The 17,237-nt window shown below is 70.0% G+C and carries 14 protein-coding genes; 8 read left to right on the top strand and 6 right to left on the bottom strand.

The window, feature by feature from the left end; translation table 11 throughout:
* The first annotated feature begins 78 nt into the window (after positions 1 to 78).
* The 3 genes from ACTWQN_RS14865 to ACTWQN_RS14855 all read left to right on the top strand — a co-directional run bounded on the left by ACTWQN_RS14865 (position 79) and on the right by ACTWQN_RS14855 (position 4,175).
* On the top strand, positions 79 to 1,536 hold the full coding sequence (locus tag ACTWQN_RS14865; protein WP_443204036.1) for a carboxylesterase/lipase family protein: 1,458 nt from the start codon (positions 79 to 81) through the stop codon (positions 1,534 to 1,536).
* Positions 1,537 to 1,595: 59 nt separating this feature from the next.
* Complete coding sequence (locus ACTWQN_RS14860) at positions 1,596 to 2,579, top strand: phosphatidylinositol-specific phospholipase C (RefSeq protein WP_443204035.1); 984 nt, start codon at positions 1,596 to 1,598, stop codon at positions 2,577 to 2,579.
* A gap of 195 nt (positions 2,580 to 2,774) precedes the next feature.
* Positions 2,775 to 4,175 carry an FAD-binding oxidoreductase gene (locus ACTWQN_RS14855; protein WP_443204034.1) on the top strand — a complete coding sequence of 467 codons (1,401 nt, stop codon included), beginning with the start codon at positions 2,775 to 2,777 and terminating at the stop codon, positions 4,173 to 4,175.
* A 228-nt stretch (positions 4,176 to 4,403) separates the two neighbouring features.
* Here ACTWQN_RS14855 and ACTWQN_RS14850 read toward each other — a convergent pair whose 3' ends face one another.
* The 5 genes from ACTWQN_RS14850 to ACTWQN_RS14830 form a co-directional block, all read right to left on the bottom strand.
* Positions 4,404 to 6,587, bottom strand: a complete 2,184-nt coding sequence (locus ACTWQN_RS14850) for a thiamine pyrophosphate-dependent enzyme (protein ID WP_443204033.1) — start codon at positions 6,585 to 6,587, stop codon at positions 4,404 to 4,406.
* On the bottom strand, positions 6,584 to 7,510 hold the full coding sequence (locus tag ACTWQN_RS14845) for a LysR family transcriptional regulator (protein ID WP_443204032.1): 927 nt from the start codon (positions 7,508 to 7,510) through the stop codon (positions 6,584 to 6,586). The genes ACTWQN_RS14850 and ACTWQN_RS14845 overlap by 4 nt, the downstream gene beginning before the upstream one ends.
* 10 nt (positions 7,511 to 7,520) lie before the next feature.
* Positions 7,521 to 8,678 carry a Glu/Leu/Phe/Val family dehydrogenase gene (locus ACTWQN_RS14840; protein WP_443204031.1) on the bottom strand — a complete coding sequence of 386 codons (1,158 nt, stop codon included), beginning with the start codon at positions 8,676 to 8,678 and terminating at the stop codon, positions 7,521 to 7,523.
* Between the two features lie 290 nt (positions 8,679 to 8,968).
* Entirely contained in the window at positions 8,969 to 10,114 is a 1,146-nt protein-coding gene (locus ACTWQN_RS14835) for an NAD(P)/FAD-dependent oxidoreductase (RefSeq protein ID WP_443204030.1), read from the bottom strand.
* A complete protein-coding gene (locus tag ACTWQN_RS14830) occupies positions 10,114 to 11,691 on the bottom strand; it encodes an aldehyde dehydrogenase family protein (RefSeq protein ID WP_443204029.1) in 1,578 nt (525 codons plus the stop codon). Before ACTWQN_RS14830 ends, ACTWQN_RS14835 begins: the two co-directional genes overlap by 1 nt.
* 203 nt (positions 11,692 to 11,894) lie before the next feature.
* Here ACTWQN_RS14830 and ACTWQN_RS14825 point away from each other — a divergent pair, with 203 nt between their 5' ends.
* The 3 genes from ACTWQN_RS14825 to ACTWQN_RS14815 all read left to right on the top strand — a co-directional run bounded on the left by ACTWQN_RS14825 (position 11,895) and on the right by ACTWQN_RS14815 (position 15,348).
* Positions 11,895 to 12,833 (top strand): ornithine cyclodeaminase family protein, encoded by a 939-nt coding sequence (locus ACTWQN_RS14825; RefSeq protein ID WP_443204028.1) that lies wholly within the window; start codon positions 11,895 to 11,897, stop codon positions 12,831 to 12,833.
* A gap of 175 nt (positions 12,834 to 13,008) precedes the next feature.
* Positions 13,009 to 14,478, top strand: a complete 1,470-nt coding sequence (locus ACTWQN_RS14820; RefSeq protein WP_443204027.1) for an amino acid permease — start codon at positions 13,009 to 13,011, stop codon at positions 14,476 to 14,478.
* A 36-nt stretch (positions 14,479 to 14,514) separates the two neighbouring features.
* Positions 14,515 to 15,348, top strand: coding sequence for a serine hydrolase (locus tag ACTWQN_RS14815; RefSeq protein ID WP_443204026.1), 834 nt, complete (start codon positions 14,515 to 14,517; stop codon positions 15,346 to 15,348).
* A 151-nt stretch (positions 15,349 to 15,499) separates the two neighbouring features.
* On the opposite strand, the gene ACTWQN_RS14810 is transcribed toward ACTWQN_RS14815, so the two are convergent.
* Positions 15,500 to 16,108 (bottom strand): TetR/AcrR family transcriptional regulator, encoded by a 609-nt coding sequence (locus ACTWQN_RS14810; protein WP_443204025.1) that lies wholly within the window; start codon positions 16,106 to 16,108, stop codon positions 15,500 to 15,502.
* 74 nt (positions 16,109 to 16,182) lie between these two features.
* Between ACTWQN_RS14810 and ACTWQN_RS14805 the strand changes: the two genes are divergently transcribed.
* Positions 16,183 to 16,617 carry an ester cyclase gene (locus ACTWQN_RS14805; protein ID WP_443204024.1) on the top strand — a complete coding sequence of 145 codons (435 nt, stop codon included), beginning with the start codon at positions 16,183 to 16,185 and terminating at the stop codon, positions 16,615 to 16,617.
* Positions 16,614 to 17,108, top strand: coding sequence for a DUF3237 domain-containing protein (locus ACTWQN_RS14800; protein ID WP_443204023.1), 495 nt, complete (start codon positions 16,614 to 16,616; stop codon positions 17,106 to 17,108). Before ACTWQN_RS14805 ends, ACTWQN_RS14800 begins: the two co-directional genes overlap by 4 nt.
* Positions 17,109 to 17,237 lie beyond the last annotated feature (129 nt).

The following is a 17,237-nucleotide window of genomic DNA, read 5'->3' as shown; positions in this document are numbered from 1 at the left end:
GGGAAAGCGGCGATCCGCATCTTCCTGACATAGGGCAAGAATCGGATGAACCGCCCGTGATTGTGGTTGTATGGCGGCATGGATCTTGTTGTGCGGACCGAGTACGGCGCGGTGCGGGGTAGCGCCACCGGAGATGTTTGCGTGTTCAAGGGGATTCCGTACGCGGCACCGCTGGACGGGCCGCGTCGGTTCCAGGCGCCGGTGGTTCTGGATTCTTGGGACGGGGTGCGGGACGCGTCGGCGTTCAGCGCCTCGGTGCCGCAACCCTCGATGGTGCCGGGCATCCCGTCGCCGTGGCAGCCCGGCGACAGCACCGACAGCCTCAGCGTCAACGTGTCGACGCCGGATCTCGGCGGCGGACTGCCGGTGATGGTCTGGATCCACGGTGGCACGTACCTGGGTGGGACCAGTGACAGCCCGACCTTCGACGGGTCGCTGCTGGCGAGTTCCGGCGTGGTGCTCGTGACGGTGAACTACCGGGTCGGCTACGAGGGTTTCGGCTGGGTTTCGGACGCTCCGGCGAATCGTGGCATCCTGGACCAGCTCGCGGCGTTGCGCTGGGTGCGTGACAACATCGCCGCCTTCGGCGGTGATCCGGGCAACGTGACGATCTTCGGCGAGTCATCCGGGGCGACCTCAGTGGTGACGCTGGTCGGCGGATCCGCCCGGCAGGGCCTGTTTCGGCGCGGCATCGCGCAGAGCACCGGTTCGCTGTTCTGCGACGAGGACGAAGCTCGCAAGCTCGGTGAGCTGATCACCGGCCAACTGGCCGTTGCCGCGACTGCCGAGGCGCTCGGGACGCTGCCGTCCGAAGCGATACACGCGGCGCAACTGGGTGTGATGGCGGAGATGAGCCAGAACCGCTCGGCGTGGACGAATCCCACGCCGTACGCGGTGGTCCTCGACGGAGAGGTGCTCGACGACCTGCCGTGGGCCGCGCTGCGCAGCGGCATGGGTCGAGGGGTGGATCTCATCAGCGGGTTCAACGCCGACGAGTGTCGACTGTGGACAGTGGACCTGCCCGTGGAGGTCCTTGATCCGGCCGCGCTCGCGCGGGACCTGCGACTGGCGGCGTCGGTGGTGGACGACTACCGGGCCGGGTACCCGGGATTCGCAGATGCGGACCTGTACTCGCTGCTGCTCAGCGATCAGCTTTTCCGGATGCCGTCGCTGTTGTGCGCCGAAGGGCATGCCGTCGGGGGCGGTCGCAGCTATGCCTACGAGTTCACCTGGCCGAGCCCGGTGCGCGACGGCGCTTTCGGGGCCTGCCACGGGTTGGACGTGCCGTTCACCTTCGGCGTCGCCGAAAGCGGGGTCGGCCAACCGATGTTCGGCGACGAGGTTCCGCCCGACTTCGAGCGTCTGTCGAGCGAGCTGCGCGAGGCGTGGGTGGCTTTCGCCGCAACCGGTAATCCGGGTTGGCCCGCCTATTCGGTGGCCGACCGCCAAACCCGGATCTGGAACGTCCCGTCCGCGGTGGCGGCTGACCCGATCAAGGCATCCCGGGAGATCTGGGAACACCGCTTCCCGGCGTAGCGCCTGGCGACTTCCCGTCATCCGGGCCGCTGCCGCGGCGGTCCCGGGATTCTGGGCGCATGCCTGGAAGAACGATTCGTGCGGTAGCGGTCTTGGCGCTGGCGGCGGGTGTCGCGGTCCTGCCGGGGACGGCTGCTGCGGCGCCCTACTGCCAGAGCATCACCGAGACCTCCAATCCGGACTGGATGGCGGGCCTGCCCGACGGAGCCAGCCTCGCCGAGCTGTCGATCCCCGGCACCCACCAAACCCTGTCGTTGCACGGCGGCGGACTGACCCAGACGCAGGAGAACCACGGCGACAGCGCCGAAACCCTGGCCGTCCAGCTGCGGGCGGGCATCCGCGCCGTCGACATCCGGGTGCGGCGCTACGACGACATGTTCACCCTGCACCACGGGCCGTTCTACCAGAACGCCAACTTCGCGGACGTGCTGCGCGAAGCCGGTGCGTTCCTCGACGCGCATCCCGGCGAGACGGTGCTCATGCGGTTGAAGGCCGAATGCACCGGCGAAGTCGGCTCGTGCACCGACGAGAACAGCCAGCTCGACACCGCGCAGATCCTCGACTGGTACCGGGACAACGACGCAGGTGGCAAGTACCTGCACGACCCGGCTGGCGGCGCGGTGCCGACGCTCGGCGAGGTGCGCGGCAAGATCGTGCTGGCCACCCTGCAGAACGCGCACGGCGGGCTGTACCAGGGACGCGGGTTCGGTCAGTTCACCGGCGAGAACTGGGGCGAGTACGTCCAGGACGCCTACGAGGTGCCGACGCTGTTCGACATCGACGACAAGTGGTTCAAGGTCCGCGACCACCTCGACAAGACCGCCCAGGCCGACCCGGGCCAGCTGTTCCTGAACTTCGCCAGCGGCTCCAGCCCCGGCGCCTTCCCGAACGCGGTCGCCTGCGGCACCACCGGCTTCCGAGGCGTCAACGACTACGCCCTGGAGCACCTCGCCAACAACGAACTGCCGCGCACCGGCATCGTGCTGATGGACTTCCCCGGCGCGGAACTGGTGAACACCATCATCGCGACCAACCACACCTGAAACCGTTCGGGTGAGGGGTGAGGGGCACCTGTGACCAAGTAACTGGGTCACGGGTGCCCCTCACCCCGAAAAGTTCGTTCGGTGCTGCGGTGGGTGGTGTCTGGTTGATCACTGTGCGTGACTTGCTTGCTGTCGCGCTGGGGGCTTTTCGGGATTGGTTAGCGTGTGGGGAGGTTGCGGTGGACGGAGGGCGATATGTCGGGTGCGGCGGGGCGAGCGCTTGCGGCGCTGCGGGGGCGGCTGCCGGAGCCGGTGTTGATCACCGATCCCGACTCCGTGGCCCGGTTCGCTCATGACGAGGCTGAGTGGGCGCCGCACGGTAAACCGCTGGCGGTGGTGCGGGCTAGGGGTACCGATGATGTGGTTGCCGTGGTGCGGATCTGCGCCGAGCTCGGGGTGCCCGTCGTGCCGCGCGGCGCGGGGACCGGGCTGTCGGGCGGGGCCAACGCGATCGACGGCTGCGTGCTGATCTCCTTCGAAGCGATGAACGAGATCCTGGAGATCAACCCGCGCGAGCAGTTGGCGGTGGTGCAGCCGGGCGTGGTCAACGACGATCTGCGCGCTGCCTGCCGCGAGCAGGGTGCCTGGTATCCACCGGACCCGGCCAGCTCGCCGTGGTCGACCATCGGCGGCAACGTGGCCACCAACGCCGGTGGGGTGTGCTGCGTGAAGTACGGCGTGACCCGCGACTACGTGCTCGGCCTGCAGGCCGTCGTCGGCGACGGCGAAGTCGTGCGGCTGGGGCGGCGCACCGCGAAGGGCGTCGCCGGTTACGACCTGTGCGGGCTGTTCGTCGGCTCCGAGGGCACGCTCGGGGTGATCACCGAGATCACCGTCAAGCTGCTGCCCGGCCTGCGCGCACCGGAACGCACGGTGGTCGGCTACTTCGACTCGCTGGTGGCCGCCGGAGAGGCGGTGGCCGCGGTCGCCGCGGCCGGGGTCGTGCCCTCGGCCCTGGAACTGCTCGACCAGCACTGCCTGCGGGCGGTCGACGAGTGGAAGAACATGGGGCTCAGCGCCGAGGCGAACGTGCTGCTGCTGGGCCGTTCGGACACGCCGGGCGCGGCGGGGGAGCAGGAGGTCGACACCCTGCTGCGCTGCTTCGACGAAGCGGGTGCGACCTGGAGCGCTCGCTCCACCGACGAACACGAGGCCGACGCGCTGTTCGCCGCACGTCGGCTGGCGTATCCCGCGCTGGAGCGGCTAGGCCCGGTGCTCACCGAAGACGTCTGCGTGCCCCGCGCCGAGGTGCCCGAGATGCTCGGCCGCATCGAGGCCGCGGCGCGGCGCCACGACACCCAGATCGCCAACATCGCGCACGCCGGAGACGGCAACCTGCACCCGCTGATCATCACGCCGCCCGGCGACGAAGACGCCCGACTGCGCGCGCAGCGGGCCTTCGACGACATCGTCGGCGACGCCATCGCCTTGGGCGGCACGGTGACCGGCGAGCACGGCGTGGGCCTGCTCAAGCGCAAGGGCCTGCACGCCGAGCTGGGCCCGGCCGTGATCGGCATGCACCACGCGGTCAAGAACGCCCTCGACCCGGCGGGAATCTTCAACCCCGGCAAGGTCTTCGGCGACCCGGACAGCTGACAAGAGTCCGCGCGGGTTGGTTTGCGTGGCGGTGCGGGTAGCGGAACCTCAGAGGCCTTCTCGTCTCCGGGATCCCCGACTCGTGTATGTCCGATACACCACGTCGGGGCTGTCCTCGCGAGAAGACCTCTGAGAACCCGCGGCGGTGCGAGTCGCGAGGGTGGCGGGAAGCGGCTCACGCCGCTTGCCTGACGACCACCCCGGTTACACCAAATCCGCTGAGCCACGTCACCGCTTCGCCAGGTCCAGGGCCGCGGTTTCGATGGTGTCCTCGTCGAGCAGCACGCGGTAGGCAGCCGCGCCGAGCGGGATGAAGCTGTCCTCGCTGGTGACCCGGGCGATCGCACCGTCGAAACCGCTGTCGATCAACGCGGTCACCACCGGCTCGGAAACGCCGCCGCTGCGCCGGGTTTCGTCCACCACCAGCACTCGGCCGGTCGCCTTGGCCGCGGCGAGCAGGTCCTCCACCGGCAGCGGCGCCAGCCACCGCAGGTCCAGCACTCGCGCCGCCACGCCGCGCTCGCGCAGTCGCCGGGCGACGCGCAGGCTCATCGGCACACCGTTGCCGAAGCTGACCAGCGTCAGGTCGGTGCCGTCGCCGTACTCGCGGGCTCGACCGACCGGCACGTGGTGCTCGCCCGGTGCCGGATACCGCGCCAGCCACCCGTCGTCCCCGGACTCGTGCAGGTCGCGCGTGTGGTAGAGGGCGATCGGCTCCAGGAACACGCACAGCCGACCGTCTTCGTACGCGGCGGCCACGCAAGTTCGCAACATCGCGGCGGCATCGTCGGGCCGGGACGGCGAAGCGAGCACGACACCCGGCAGGTCGCGCAGCGCGGCGACGCTGTTGTCGTTGTGGAAGTGCCCGCCGAAACCCTTCTGGTAGCCGTAACCGGCGATCCGCACCACCATCGGATTGCGGTACTGGCCGTTGGAGAAGAAGCTCAGCGTGCTGCCCTCACCGCGCAGCTGGTCGGCGGCGTTGTGCACGTAGGCGAGGTACTGGATCTCGGGAATCGGCAGCAGCCCGGCCAGCCCGGCGCCCAGCGCGGTGCCCAGGATGCTCTGCTCGTCCAGCAGCGTGTCGAAGACCTTCGAGCCGCCGAAGGACTTGCGCAGTCCGCGCGTCACCCCGTACACCCCGCCCTTGCGGGCGACGTCCTCACCGAAGACCACCACGCGGGTGTCGCGGGCGAGTTCCTCGGCCAGCGACCGGTTGATCGCCTGCGCCAAGGTCAGCGGTCCCTCGGATTCCGGGAGCTGACCGCCGAAGAACTCCTCGCGGTGCGGCGGAATTTCGCGTGCTCGGCGGGCCACCGCATCCGGCCGGTCCCGGCAGATGGCGGCCATCACCTCGGCGGCACTGCCCAGCTTGCGCCGCCGCAGCGCCTCGTCGGCGATGCGCGAGACCTCGGCGCGCTTGTCCTCATAGCGCGCGAGCACCTCGGCTGGCCGCAGAATCCCGTTGTCCACCAATGCTTTCGCCGTCGCCAGCAGTGGATCCCGCGAGTAGTCGGTGGTGATCTCGGTGCGGGAGCGGTATCCGGACTCCACGTCGGATCCGGCGTGCCCCATCAGTCGAACCGTCCGCAGGTGCAGGAACGCCGGGGTGCGGTGCTGGCGAACCCAGTCGGCCGCTTCTCGGGCGACCGCCAGGCAGCGCAGCGGATCGGCACCGTCGGCGGCGAAGTAACGCAGGCCGTTGCGGTCGCCGTAGTTCGACTCGATCCAGCCCTGCGGCGTGCGCACGCTGATCCCGATGCCGTTGTCCTCGCACACCAGCAGCAACGGCATCGGCAGGCCCTGGAAAGCGCAGTGCAGCGCCGAGTTGATGGCGCCCGTCGCGGTCGAGTGGTTCGCCGAAGCGTCGCCGAAGCTGCACACCACGACCGAATCCGCTGGCCACCGGGTCGACACCCCGAGCTTGGCGGCCCGTCCCAACGAGAACGCCAAGCCGACCGCGCGGGGCAGGTGCGAGGCGATGGTCGAGGTCTGCGGGATGACGGCCAGTTCGGCGTTGCCGAAGACCTTGTGCCGTCCGGCGGAGATCGGTTCGTCGGCGGAGGCCACGACACCCAGCAGCACGTCGCGAAGCGGATGCTGGTCGGGCACCTGCCGGGCGCGGTGGAGGTAGAAGCCGCCCGACCGGTAGTGCAGCAGCGCCGGATCCGTCGGCCGCAGCGCGGCGGCGACCGCGGCGTTGGACTCGTGCCCGGACGAACCGATGCTGTAGAAGCCGCGGCCTCCCGAACCGAGCTGCCGGGCCTGGAGGTCCAGGTGCCTGCTACCGGCCTGCGAGTCGAACAGCGCCAGCAATTCGTCGGCGAATTCGGGCCGAGCGGGTGCTACCGCTGCCCATGCGGCGACCGCGTTCCGGAAGTACTCGTCGACCGGCTCGATCTTGTCGGTCATGACGCCTCCGGTTGTGCGTGCCAGTCGTTGGCCACCGAAGCGCACGACTTGGCCAGGCATTCCAGCGCGATCGGCAACAGCGGATTGGTGTTCTGCTTGCGGTACAACGCCTTCACCCGGCGGTGCGGTTGCCAACCGGCGATCCGGGAGATGCGCACGTGCTCGTCCGGGATCGCCAGGCCGGGCAGCACCGCCACCCCGAGATCGCGGGCCACCAGATCGCGGATCACCGAATAATCGTTGCTGCGGAAGGTGATTCGCGGCACGAAACCCGCCGCGGCGGCCAGTCGGACCAACGACCGGGCGCCCGCGGTGTCCTGCCGGGTGCAGATCCAGGCGTCGTCCGCGAGTTCCCGTAACGCCACCTCCGGCGCACCCGCCAACCGGTGCGTCTCGGGCAGTGCCAACCGCAGCGGTTCGGCCATCAGCTCTTCCACGCACAGCTCGATCGGCCACTGCCGGGGATCCAGGTCGTACTCGAAGACCACCGCCGCATCCAGCACCCCGTCCAGCACACCGCCGAGCACCTCGTCCGGCTCGCCCTCGTCGAGCTGCACCTCGGCGCTCGGCCGCTGGGCGACCACGGCGGCCAGCACGTCCGGCAGCACCCGGGCGTTGGCGGTGGCGAAACTGGCCAGCCGGAGGCTGCCCTCGTCCCCGGCGACCATCGCCCGCACCTCGCGTTCCAAGGCGTCCAACGCACCGAGCGCATCGCGGCTGCGGTCGGCGAGCCGCAGCGCCAGGGCAGTGCTGCGGGCGCTGCGCGCGGAGCGTTCGAACAGCGTCGCGCCGATGGCCCGCTCCAGCAGCACCATCTGCTGCGACACGGCCGAGGCGGTGTAGCCCAGCGCCCGCCCGGCCTCGGCGAACGAGCCGGTGCGGACGCATTCCTGCAGGGTTCTCAAGTGGATCGGGTTGAGCACGCCTGACCCCCTATGCGGTTGTGGGTTGGGGCAGTCTGCCGCGCAGCCGCATCGCGGTGCGCACCCGCGCTTTGGCGAGATCCAGCGCCGCCTCGTGCGGCAGCACTGCGCTGGCCCGCGCGGTGTCCAGGACCAGCACGGTGTTGTCGCGGGTCCGCTGCGCCACCGCTGCCAGGATCGCCGTCGGTTCCGGGCGGAACGCGGAATGCCGCGCGTCCATCGCGAAACCGGCCGCGATGGCGCCACCGGCGTTGGCGATGAAGTCCGGCACCACGGTGATCTCGCGCGTCGCCAGCAGTTGGCGGGCCTTGGGCGTGGTGGGCAGGTTCGCGCCCTCCACGACCAGCCCGGCCCGGATCCGGGCGGCGACGTCTTCGTCGATGACGTCCTGCCCGGCCGCCGGGATCAGCACATCGCAGTCCACCAAGAGTTCGTCGCCGCGCGGAATCCGCTGCGCCGCCGACGCCTTGGCCACGCACGCGTCACCGAACTCGGCGCGCGCGTCCAACCACCGCGGCACGTCCAGCCCAGCCGGGTCGTGCACCGAACCGTCGATCGTGGACAGCGCGACGAGCTGGGCGCCGAGTTCGTGCAGCCGCTTCGCCGCGGCCGCCCCGACGGCACCGAAGCCCTGCACCGCGACCCGAACACCGGCGACCCCGCGCCCCAGGTGCGCGAGTGCCGCGTCCACGGCCTCGGCGACGCCGTGCCCGGTGACGCCGAGCTGGTCGTAGGGCACGCCGCCCAGCGACTCGGGCACCCCGACCGCCGCGCCGCGATCGCCGAGCTCGTCCTGGATGATCGCCGCGTCGTTCTCGGTCATCCCCATGTCCAACCCGGCGACGTAGCTGGCCGGGATCTGGTCCGCCAGCCGCCGCGCGAAGGCCCGCACGATCCGCTCCTTGTCGGGCGCGTTCGGGTCGGCGAAGATGCCCGCCTTCGCGCCGCCGTGGAACAGGTCGACCGCGGCCCACTTCCAGGTCATCACCCGGGCCAGCCGGGCGATCTCGGCGACCGTGACGGTCGGGCTCATCCGGGTGCCGCCCTTGCCGGTGCCGCGGGCGGTGTTGTCGATCACCAGCACGCCCCGCATGCCGGTGCGCGCGTCCGAGACGCACACGACCTTCTCCGGACCCCACTCGTCGATCTCCTGCAACAGATCACGCACGGTTCGCGCTCCTTCGTCGGCTGCACCACACGCAGCCCGGTCGGGGGATTCCGCTGTTGTCTTTGAAGCGGCGCAGCCGCTTAGCCCGCCCTCGCAACTTGCACCGCCGCGGGTTCTCAGGCTCTGCCCACTGGCGTTCTCTGGGAGGCCTGCCTCGACGTGGTGTATCGGACATACATGAGTCGGGGATCCCGGAGCGAGATCGCCCGGGGTGCGGGGTGTCCCCGCACAGGCACTGTTGAGGTTCCGCTACTGGCCCCACTACGCAAAACGAGTCCAAGGTCAGCCCTTCAGACGCAGTTGTGCTCGGGGCGGGTTTCTGCTCCGGCGAAGCGGCGGGCATCGAGGCCGGAGACGTCCACGACCGGCGGGCGGCCGAGCACGAGGTCGCGCAGCACCTCGCCGATCGCCGGGCCCTGCAGGAAGCCGTGACCGGAGAACCCGGTGGCATAGAGGAACCGGCTGGGCCCCTGCGCCTCGCCGACCAGAGCGTTGTGGTCGGGGGTCACCTCGTAGAGCCCGGCCCAGCCGTGCGCCACGCCGATGTCCGCCAGCTGCGGCGCGCGCCGCGCCACGGCATCGGTGAGCCGCCCCAGCCAGCGGTCGTCGGTGCCCATCCGGAAGCCGTACTCCTCGTCGGGGTCGGACATGCCGATGAGCAGACCGGGGCCTTCGTCGTGGAAGTAGAAGGTGGTGGCGAAGTCGATGGTGAACGGCATTCGGGGCGGCAGGTCCGGCACCGGTTCGGTGACCAGGATCTGCCGTCGTAATGGGCGAACTGGCAGCTCCACCCCGGCGAACTGGCCGACCTCCGCCGACCAGGCGCCCGCCGCGCAGACCACAGTGGACGTTTCGACGCTGCCGAAGTCGGTGTGCACCGCGGTGATCTGGCCATCGGAGACCCCGATCCCGGTGACCGGGCAGTGCCGCCGCAGCAGCGTGCCGTAGCGCCGGGCGGCCTGCGCGTAGCCCTGCACGACGGCTTCCGGCGTGCAGTGGCCGTCGGAGGGGGAGAAGGCGGCGGCCAGCAGCCCGTCGGGCACGATGTACGGCGAGAGCTCGCAGGCCTGCGCGACGGTCAACATCCGGCTCGGCACGCCGAGCTCGTTCTGCAGCCGCACGCTGTTCTCGAACGCCGCCACGTCCTCGGGATCGGACAGCAGGAACAGGTAGCCGAACTGCTTGAGGTCGATCTCCCCGCCGGGCCGCTGCGCGAAGTTCTCGAACGCCCGCAGGCTGCGCTGCCCGAGCTCGATGTTGACCGGGTCGGAGAACTGCGCCCGCACCCCGCCAGCGGCCTTGCTGGTGCTGCCCGAGCCGAGCTCGTCGCGTTCCAGCAGCAGCACGTCCACCCCGGCCTCGGCGAGGTGGAAGGCGGTGCTGACGCCAATCACCCCGCCGCCGATCACCACGACCTCGGCGCGGCTGGGCAGCATCACCTGGCACCGCCGAGCTCGGGCGGCAGGCGGAAGTCCAGTTCCGGCTCGACGGTGTCGACGTCCATCTGGGCCTTCTGCAGCTTGCCGGAGAAGTCCCAGTTCAACGACTGCCAGCGGGTGAACTGGTCGAGCACCCAGACACCGGACTGGCGGCTGCCGTTGCCGGACTTGCCGTTGCCGCCGAAGGGCAGGTGCGCCTCCGCGCCCGAGGTGGAGTTGTTCACGCTGACCATGCCCGCGCCGATGCCCTGCCGGAACCGGAAGGCGGTGGCCGGGTCGGTCGTGTAGATCGCCGCGGACAACCCGTAGCCGGGCGCGTTGGCCAGCTCGATGGCCTCGCCCAGGGTTTCGTAGGTGGTGACCCCGACGATCGGGCCGAAGGTCTCGTTGCGGAACACGTGGTCGTCCGGGCGCAGCCCGTCCAGCAGCACCGGGTGGTAGTACAGCCCGGTCGACGGATCGCCGTGGAAACCCTTGCGCGGCGCGGACTCGCTGATCCGCCCGACCGATTCGGAACCCAACACCACGTGGTGCGCACCGATGGTGTCCAGGATGGATTCGAAGTTGTCGGCGAACTTCTGGTCCAGCATCGGGCCGTAGAGCACATCACCGGTCGGGTCGCCGACGGCGGCCTCGCGCAGCGCGGTGTCCAGGCGTCGCACGAACTCGTCGTGCACGTCGCGGTGCACGATCAGGTTGCCCAGCGAGGTGCAGCGCTGCCCGGCCGTGCCCCACCCGGAGAACAGCGCGCCCTCCACCGCTAGATCCAGCTCCGCGTCCGGCGCGACGATCATCGGGTTCTTGCCGCCCAGCTCCAGGCACGGGCTCTGCAGGTGCCGGCCGCACAGCTCGCCGACCCGCGCGCCGACCGCGCTGGAACCGGTGAAGCCGACCTTGTGCACGGTGCCCGCCGCGAGCGCCGACTCCAGGCCCTTGAAGGTGGCCTCGCCGTCGGCGTAGACGAGGTTGAGCACCCCCTTGGGCACTCCGGCGCGCCAGGCCAGCTCGGCCAACGCCCGCGCCGCGCCCGCGGCGTACTCGGCGGGCTTCCACACCACGGCGTTGCCGCACAGCAGCGCGGGCACCAGGTACCAGGAGGGCACCGCGACCGGGAAGTTGCCCGCGGTGATCACCACCGCGACGCCCACCGGCACGCGGAAGGTGAACAGCTGCTTGTCCGGCATCTCCGAAGGCACCGTCTGCCCGTAGAGCCGACGGCCTTCGCCGAGGAAGTAGTCGCAGGTGTCGATGATCTCCTGCACCTCGCCGAGCGCCTCGGCGTAGGGCTTGCCGATCTCCCGGGTCACCAGCCTGGCCAGCGACTGCTTGTTGGCCTCGACCAACCGGCCCAACCCGGCCACCACCCGCCCGCGCACCGGCGCGGGCACCTGCGCCCACTCGCGCTGCGCCCGCTGCGCCTGCTCGGTCGCGGCCAGCAGGGTCTCCGGGCCGCCGAGGGCGACCTCGGCGACCACGTCCTCCAGGTTCGCCGGGTTGCGCGAGAGGTACTCGCCTCCGCCGTCGACCCGGGCCGGGGCCTCCGGACCGATCACGGAGCTCAACGTCGACTGCACCGAGATGCACCTCTTCCCGCTCGTTGGAGTACTCGTGCGCAGATGTGCCACGGGTCACCTCGCCCGCGGGATCACCGTAAATCGTCGAAGGCGCGTTCGCGGAGAATCAGAAGAGTGATTTCTGTTCGGCCTGAGCGACAGCGCCCCTGGTGCTCAAGATCGATGTCTACCCGTGCGTGCGGTGGTATGACACCGTGCAGCGCATGAACGTGTGGAGCGATGCCGACGTGGCCGCAGCACTGGACCTGGACATCGCGATCGCCTCGCAGCGGCTGGCGTTCGAGTCGCTGGGCCGAGGCGAAGCGCAGCTCGCCGACAAGGTGTCGATCCGCACCGCCGCGGACACCACGCTGTGCTACCTGAGCCGCCTGTCGCCGCGCCACGGCGCGGTCAGCAAACTCGTCGCGGTCCACCCCGGCAACATCGACCGGGGCCAACCGGCGGTCTCGGCGACCGTGCTGGTGCTCGACGCGGTCACCGGGCAGCCCACCGCAGTCCTGGCGGCCACCGCGCTCACCGAGATCCGCACCGCCGCAGGCAGCGCGGTCGCCGCCGACGCGCTCGCGGTGCCAGCCGCCGACGAGCTCGCGGTGCTGGGATCCGGGGTGCAGGCGCGTGCGCACGTGCGCGCGATCGCGCGCGTGCGGCAGCTGCGCGAGGTGCGGATCTACAGCCCCGACGCGGCGCGCCGGGAGGCCGCGGCAGCGGAGCTGGCGGCCGAACTGGACCTGTCGGTGCGGGCCGTGGCGAGCCCGGAGGAAGCGGTGCGCGAGGCGCCGCTGATCGCGGCGTGCACGCTCAGCGCGCAGCCGGTGGTGCCGACCGCCGCGGTGGCGGCGGGGGCGACGGTGATCAGCGTGGGGAGCTTCGAGCACCACCGGTGCGAGGTGGACGCGGAGCTGATCCGGCGCGCCGCGGCCGTCGTGGTCGACGACCTCGACACGGCCACGGCGCATGCCGGGCCGATCGTGCAGGCGTTGCGGCGCGGCGATATCGCGCGCGAGCGGCTGCGAACGCTGGGCGCGGTCCTGATCGGCGCCGAGCCCGGCCGCACCAGCGCCGACGAGATCGTCTTCTACAACAGCGTCGGGCTCGGCGTCCAGGACGCCGCCGCCGCCCACGCCGTGCTCGGCACCCTGTGAGCGCCGCCGCGCGAACCCGAGCGGTGCCAGTGGGAATCCGCGTGGCGAGCCGAAGTTCCCCTTGCGGTCAGCGGAAGTTATCCGAGCGCTGCGCCGTCTTTCCCAGCTGACCTCGATCGACCAATATCCCCGCATCGGATGAGCGTCGACGGCGCGGCCAGCGGGGAGGTACTTGGTGCGTGACGAAACCGCCGCGACCGGTGGAGCACTGTTCGGAACCGGGCCGAACGGGATTTTCCGCCGTACCGTGCCGAAACCCGAGGAGCACACCGACCGCCGCATGCTGCGCGTGCTCGGGTTGCCGCAGCTGACCATGATCGGCGTCGGCGCCATCATCGGCGCCGGGATCTTCAGCCTGGCCGGTGCGGTCGCCCGCGACGTCGCCGGTCCGGCGGTGCTGGTGTCGTTCCTCATCGCCGGTGCCGCGTCGCTGTGCGCGGCATTCGCCTACGCCGAGTTCGCCGGGATGGTCCCGCGCGCCGGATCGTCCTACACCTACGCGGCGGCGGTGCTCGGCGAGATCGTCGGCTGGATCATCGGCTGGGACCTGCTGCTGGAGTACACCGCGATCGTCGCGACCGTCTCCATCGGCATGTCCGGGTACGCGGGTTTCCTGCTCGACTCCATCGGGATCGACCTGCCGACCTGGATGCTGGGCGCGCCCGGCACCGGCGAAGGGCATCGGGTGGACCTGATCGCGATGCTGATCTGCCTCGGGGTGGCCTGGCTGCTCAACCGGGGCACCCGGACTTCGGCGAAGGTGGACGTGTTGCTCACCGGGGTGAAGATCGTCGTGGTGCTGCTCGTCATCGTGGTCGGTCTGTCCCAAGTGGACTTCGGCAACCTGACGCCGTTCGCGCCCTTCGGCTTCAGCGGTGCGGCCACCGGCGCGGCGACGGTGTTCTTCGCGGTGTTCGGCTACGACGCGCTGTCCACCGCCGCCGAGGAATCCGTGGCCGCCCGCAAGCTGATGCCGAAGGCGATGGTGTGGTCGCTGGCGATTTCGATGGTGCTCTACGTCGGCGCCTGCATCGTGCTGACCGGGATGGTGCCCTACCAGCAGGTCGACCCGGACAGCGGGTTCTCCAGCGCTTTCGCCAGCGTCGGGATGCCCGGCATCGCGATGGTGATCGCGGTCGGCGCGATCCTGGGCATCGTCACGGTCAGCTTCTCGTTCCTGATGGGCGCCTCCCGGCTGTGGTACGCGCTCAGCCGCGACGGCCTGATGCCGAAGTGGTTCGGCGAACTGCACCCGGTGCGCCGGGTGCCGCACCGGGCGACCTGGATCCTCGGCGTGGTCTCGGCGGTGCTGGCCGGTCTGCTGCCGGTGCAGGAGGCCGCCGAGCTGACCAACATCGGCGTGCTGTTCGCCTTCGTCCTGGTGTGCGCCGCGGTGGTGGTGCTGCGCTACCGCAAGCCCGACCTGCCGCGCAGCTTCCGCTGCCCGGGCATGCCGGTGGTGCCGATCCTCGGGGTGCTGTTCTCGGCCTGGCTGATGACGTTCCTGGCCGCGGAGACCTGGCTGCGCTTCGCGGGCTGGCTGCTGATCGGCCTGCTGGTCTACGGCCTCTTCAGCTACCGGAGCACCCGTCGCGTGATGCCGGGTGGCTCGGTGGACCTCAGCACGCTGGACGAAAGCCGCTGATCGCGAGCGCAGCGGCGACCGACTAGGTTGGTCGCGGTGCCCTTCACCAGGCACAACTGCATGCGATGGGAGGCGGCGGTGGGGTTCGCGCAGCGGTTGCGGGCGGAGTTGGTGTGGGACGGGTTTCCCGGACACGTCGGGTTCGCGGCTTGGGATCTCGACGAGCGGGAACCCGTGCTGGTCGATGCCGAGCGGGTGGTGCACGCCGCCAGCACGATCAAGGTACTGATCATGATCACCGCGCTGCGGGCGGTGCACGCCGGTCAGGTCGGGCTGGACACCGAGGTCGAGCTCCCCGCCGAGCGGGCCGGGGGTTTCGGGGTGTTGCGGGATCTTTCCAGCATTTCCCGGATCTCGCTGCGCGATCTGATCACGCTGATGATCGTGATCAGCGACAACGCCGCCACCAACGCGGTGATCGAGGTGGTCGGCTTCGAGGCGATTCGGGACTGCGCCGCCGATCTGGGGTGCACGGCGACCCGCGTCGTGCGACGGCTGATGGACGTAGCCGCGCCCGGCCGCAACGAGACCACCGCGCTGGACCAGGCGCGGGTGCTCGACGCGTTGGCCAGAGGAGTGGCGTTGCCGCCGGACCTCACCGAGCACGCGCTTGACGTGCTGTCGCGGCAGCAGGTCCGCGACCGGTTGCCCGCGCTGCTGCCGGATGGTGTGCGGTGCTGGAACAAAACCGGCGAACTGCTCGGGTCGCGCCACGACGTGGGGCTGATCGGCACCGACCGGCCGCGGGCGGTGGTCGCGGTGCTGGTCGACGAGCTCACCGACGAACGCTCCCGCACCAACCACCGCGGTGGGCCGGCGATCGGCCGCATCGCGGAGCTGGGACTTGCCGTGCACCGGGCGCTCCGATGACCGTTCTGCTTTGAGACAACGAAATGGCTGGCCTTGATCTTGACTGCATGTTGGGCAGGACGGTGTGGCCAGTGCCTCGGCAAGCTGTGTCCTTACCGGGCGGGCGGCGTGGTCGACAGCGCGGCGGCCGTGCATCCCGGTGGAGGTTAGGTCAGCGTGGTGGTGCGAGGAATTCGTTGATGGCGCGACTTGCCGTGTCCACGGCTGTGTCGTCGCCGAGTCGCAGCGCGGTGTTCGTGGCGGTGAGGACCGCGTCGATCTGGAAGGCCACGAGGTCGACGTCGACAGCGGCGATCTCCCCCGTGTCGGCCGCGTGGTGTAGCTCGCCGGCGATCAGGCCGCGCCAGGCCCGCTGCTGGCGGGCCAGAACATCGCGCATTGGGCCTGGCTTGCTGTCGAAGACGGGCAGGTTCGCTGCCCAGAAACAGCCACCGGGGAACAGCGGTTCCTCCGCGTAGGCGATCCACCGGTCGACCAGGGCGCGCAGCCGCGCGACACCCGGCGGCCGGGTCAGCGCGGGGCGGATCACGGCCTCCTCGAACGCTTCGCGCGCGGCCTCGACCACTGCGACCTGCAGGTTGTCCTTCGTGCCGAACAGGGTCTGGATGCCACCCTTGCTGACCCCGAGGTCGGCGGCGAGCCGACCGAAGCTGAGGCCGTCGAGCCCGTCCAGCGAAGCTATATCGACGGCGTGCCGGACGACCGTCCGCCGGGACCGCGCACCGCGCAGCAGGCGTCCGTCATGCGCAACCTCGCTCATAGGCCCAATCGTGCCACAGGCTCTTGCTAAATAAATACGGTCGACCGTATTTTAATCTCATGAGCGACCGTTGGATGTTCGAGCTGGCGCAGCAGCTGGCCATCGCGAAGAGCCGCCAAGATGTGCCCGGGGCCCTGCGGCTGCTGCACCCCGAGATGCTGTTGGAGACGCCGGCCTTCGGGACGAGGGCGCGTGGCCCTGCCGAGAACGAGCGGGCGTTGGTCCGGTTCTTTGCGTCCTTCCCGGACTACGACGTCGTCCTACGCGGCCACGCCAGCAACGACGACACCCTGATCTGCTGGGGCACAGCACGGATGACGATGACCGGCAATCGATTCGGCGTACGGGCCAACGGCAAGCGTGCCGAGCTGACGGTATTCATCCAGTTCACCTTCCAGGACAAGCTGATCGCCAGCGAGCGGTTCTTCCTGGACCTGTCGGAGTTGTGCGCTCAGTCGGGCGTCTCGACGGACGAGGTTCGGCGGAACCTGTTCGGAGCCAGCGCATGACTCCCGACCCCCGCGTGCAGAACATCGGCGAGATCACCACCCGCCACTTGTTCGACATGGTTGTCGACCTGGATCCCCGATTGGAGATCGGCACCGGCCCATTCGGGCGGCGAACCCTCTTCGGCTCTGCAGGTGGGACGTTTCACGGGCCACGACTGCACGGCGAGGTGCGGCCAGGAGGCGGCGACTGGGCGCTGTTTCGCCCTGACGGGACAATGACGCTGGACGTCCGGCTCACCCTGCGCACCCACGACGACGCCCTCGTGCACATGACCTACAGCGGCCGCTGGGTGATTCCGCCTGAGCTACGAGCTGACCTGGCCGACCCAGTCCAGCGCTATCACGTCGACCCGGGCCGCTACTACTTCCGGACGAACCCGCTGTTCGAGACGGGGGCGAAACAATACGCATGGCTGAACGACATCGTCTGCGCGGGATCGGGCTACCTGGTCCACGGCGGGGTCGCCTACAGGGTCGCCCAAGTCATGTGAGACGTACTGCGGTCCAGGCCTGGAGACTTCGACTCCAGAAGTTCGCCGCAGCAGTGCCCGAATCACTCGAATGCGTGTTCTAAAATGTGCTCTGACGTGCTAAGATATTGCTGTCGGGCAGGGGGTTTG

Source organism: Saccharopolyspora antiqui (assembly GCF_052246905.1).
In the GTDB taxonomy this organism is placed as follows: domain Bacteria; phylum Actinomycetota; class Actinomycetes; order Mycobacteriales; family Pseudonocardiaceae; genus Saccharopolyspora.
This window is presented reverse-complemented; position numbering and strand designations above follow the sequence as displayed.

Bases quoted from the DNA above. Each gene is read 5' to 3' on its own strand.
- ACTWQN_RS14850 (WP_443204033.1), bottom strand. From the start codon at position 6,587: ATGACCGACAAGATCGAGCCGGTCGACGAGTACTTCCGGAACGCGGTC.
- ACTWQN_RS14835 (WP_443204030.1), bottom strand. From the start codon at position 10,114: ATGCTGCCCAGCCGCGCCGAGGTCGTGGTGATCGGCGGCGGGGTGATT.
- ACTWQN_RS14860 (WP_443204035.1), top strand. From the start codon at position 1,596: ATGCCTGGAAGAACGATTCGTGCGGTAGCGGTCTTGGCGCTGGCGGCG.
- ACTWQN_RS14800 (WP_443204023.1), top strand. From the start codon at position 16,614: ATGACTCCCGACCCCCGCGTGCAGAACATCGGCGAGATCACCACCCGC.
- ACTWQN_RS14865 (WP_443204036.1), top strand. From the start codon at position 79: ATGGATCTTGTTGTGCGGACCGAGTACGGCGCGGTGCGGGGTAGCGCC.
- ACTWQN_RS14825 (WP_443204028.1), top strand. From the start codon at position 11,895: ATGAACGTGTGGAGCGATGCCGACGTGGCCGCAGCACTGGACCTGGAC.
- ACTWQN_RS14805 (WP_443204024.1), top strand. From the start codon at position 16,183: ATGTTCGAGCTGGCGCAGCAGCTGGCCATCGCGAAGAGCCGCCAAGAT.
- ACTWQN_RS14810 (WP_443204025.1), bottom strand. From the start codon at position 16,108: ATGAGCGAGGTTGCGCATGACGGACGCCTGCTGCGCGGTGCGCGGTCC.
- ACTWQN_RS14855 (WP_443204034.1), top strand. From the start codon at position 2,775: ATGTCGGGTGCGGCGGGGCGAGCGCTTGCGGCGCTGCGGGGGCGGCTG.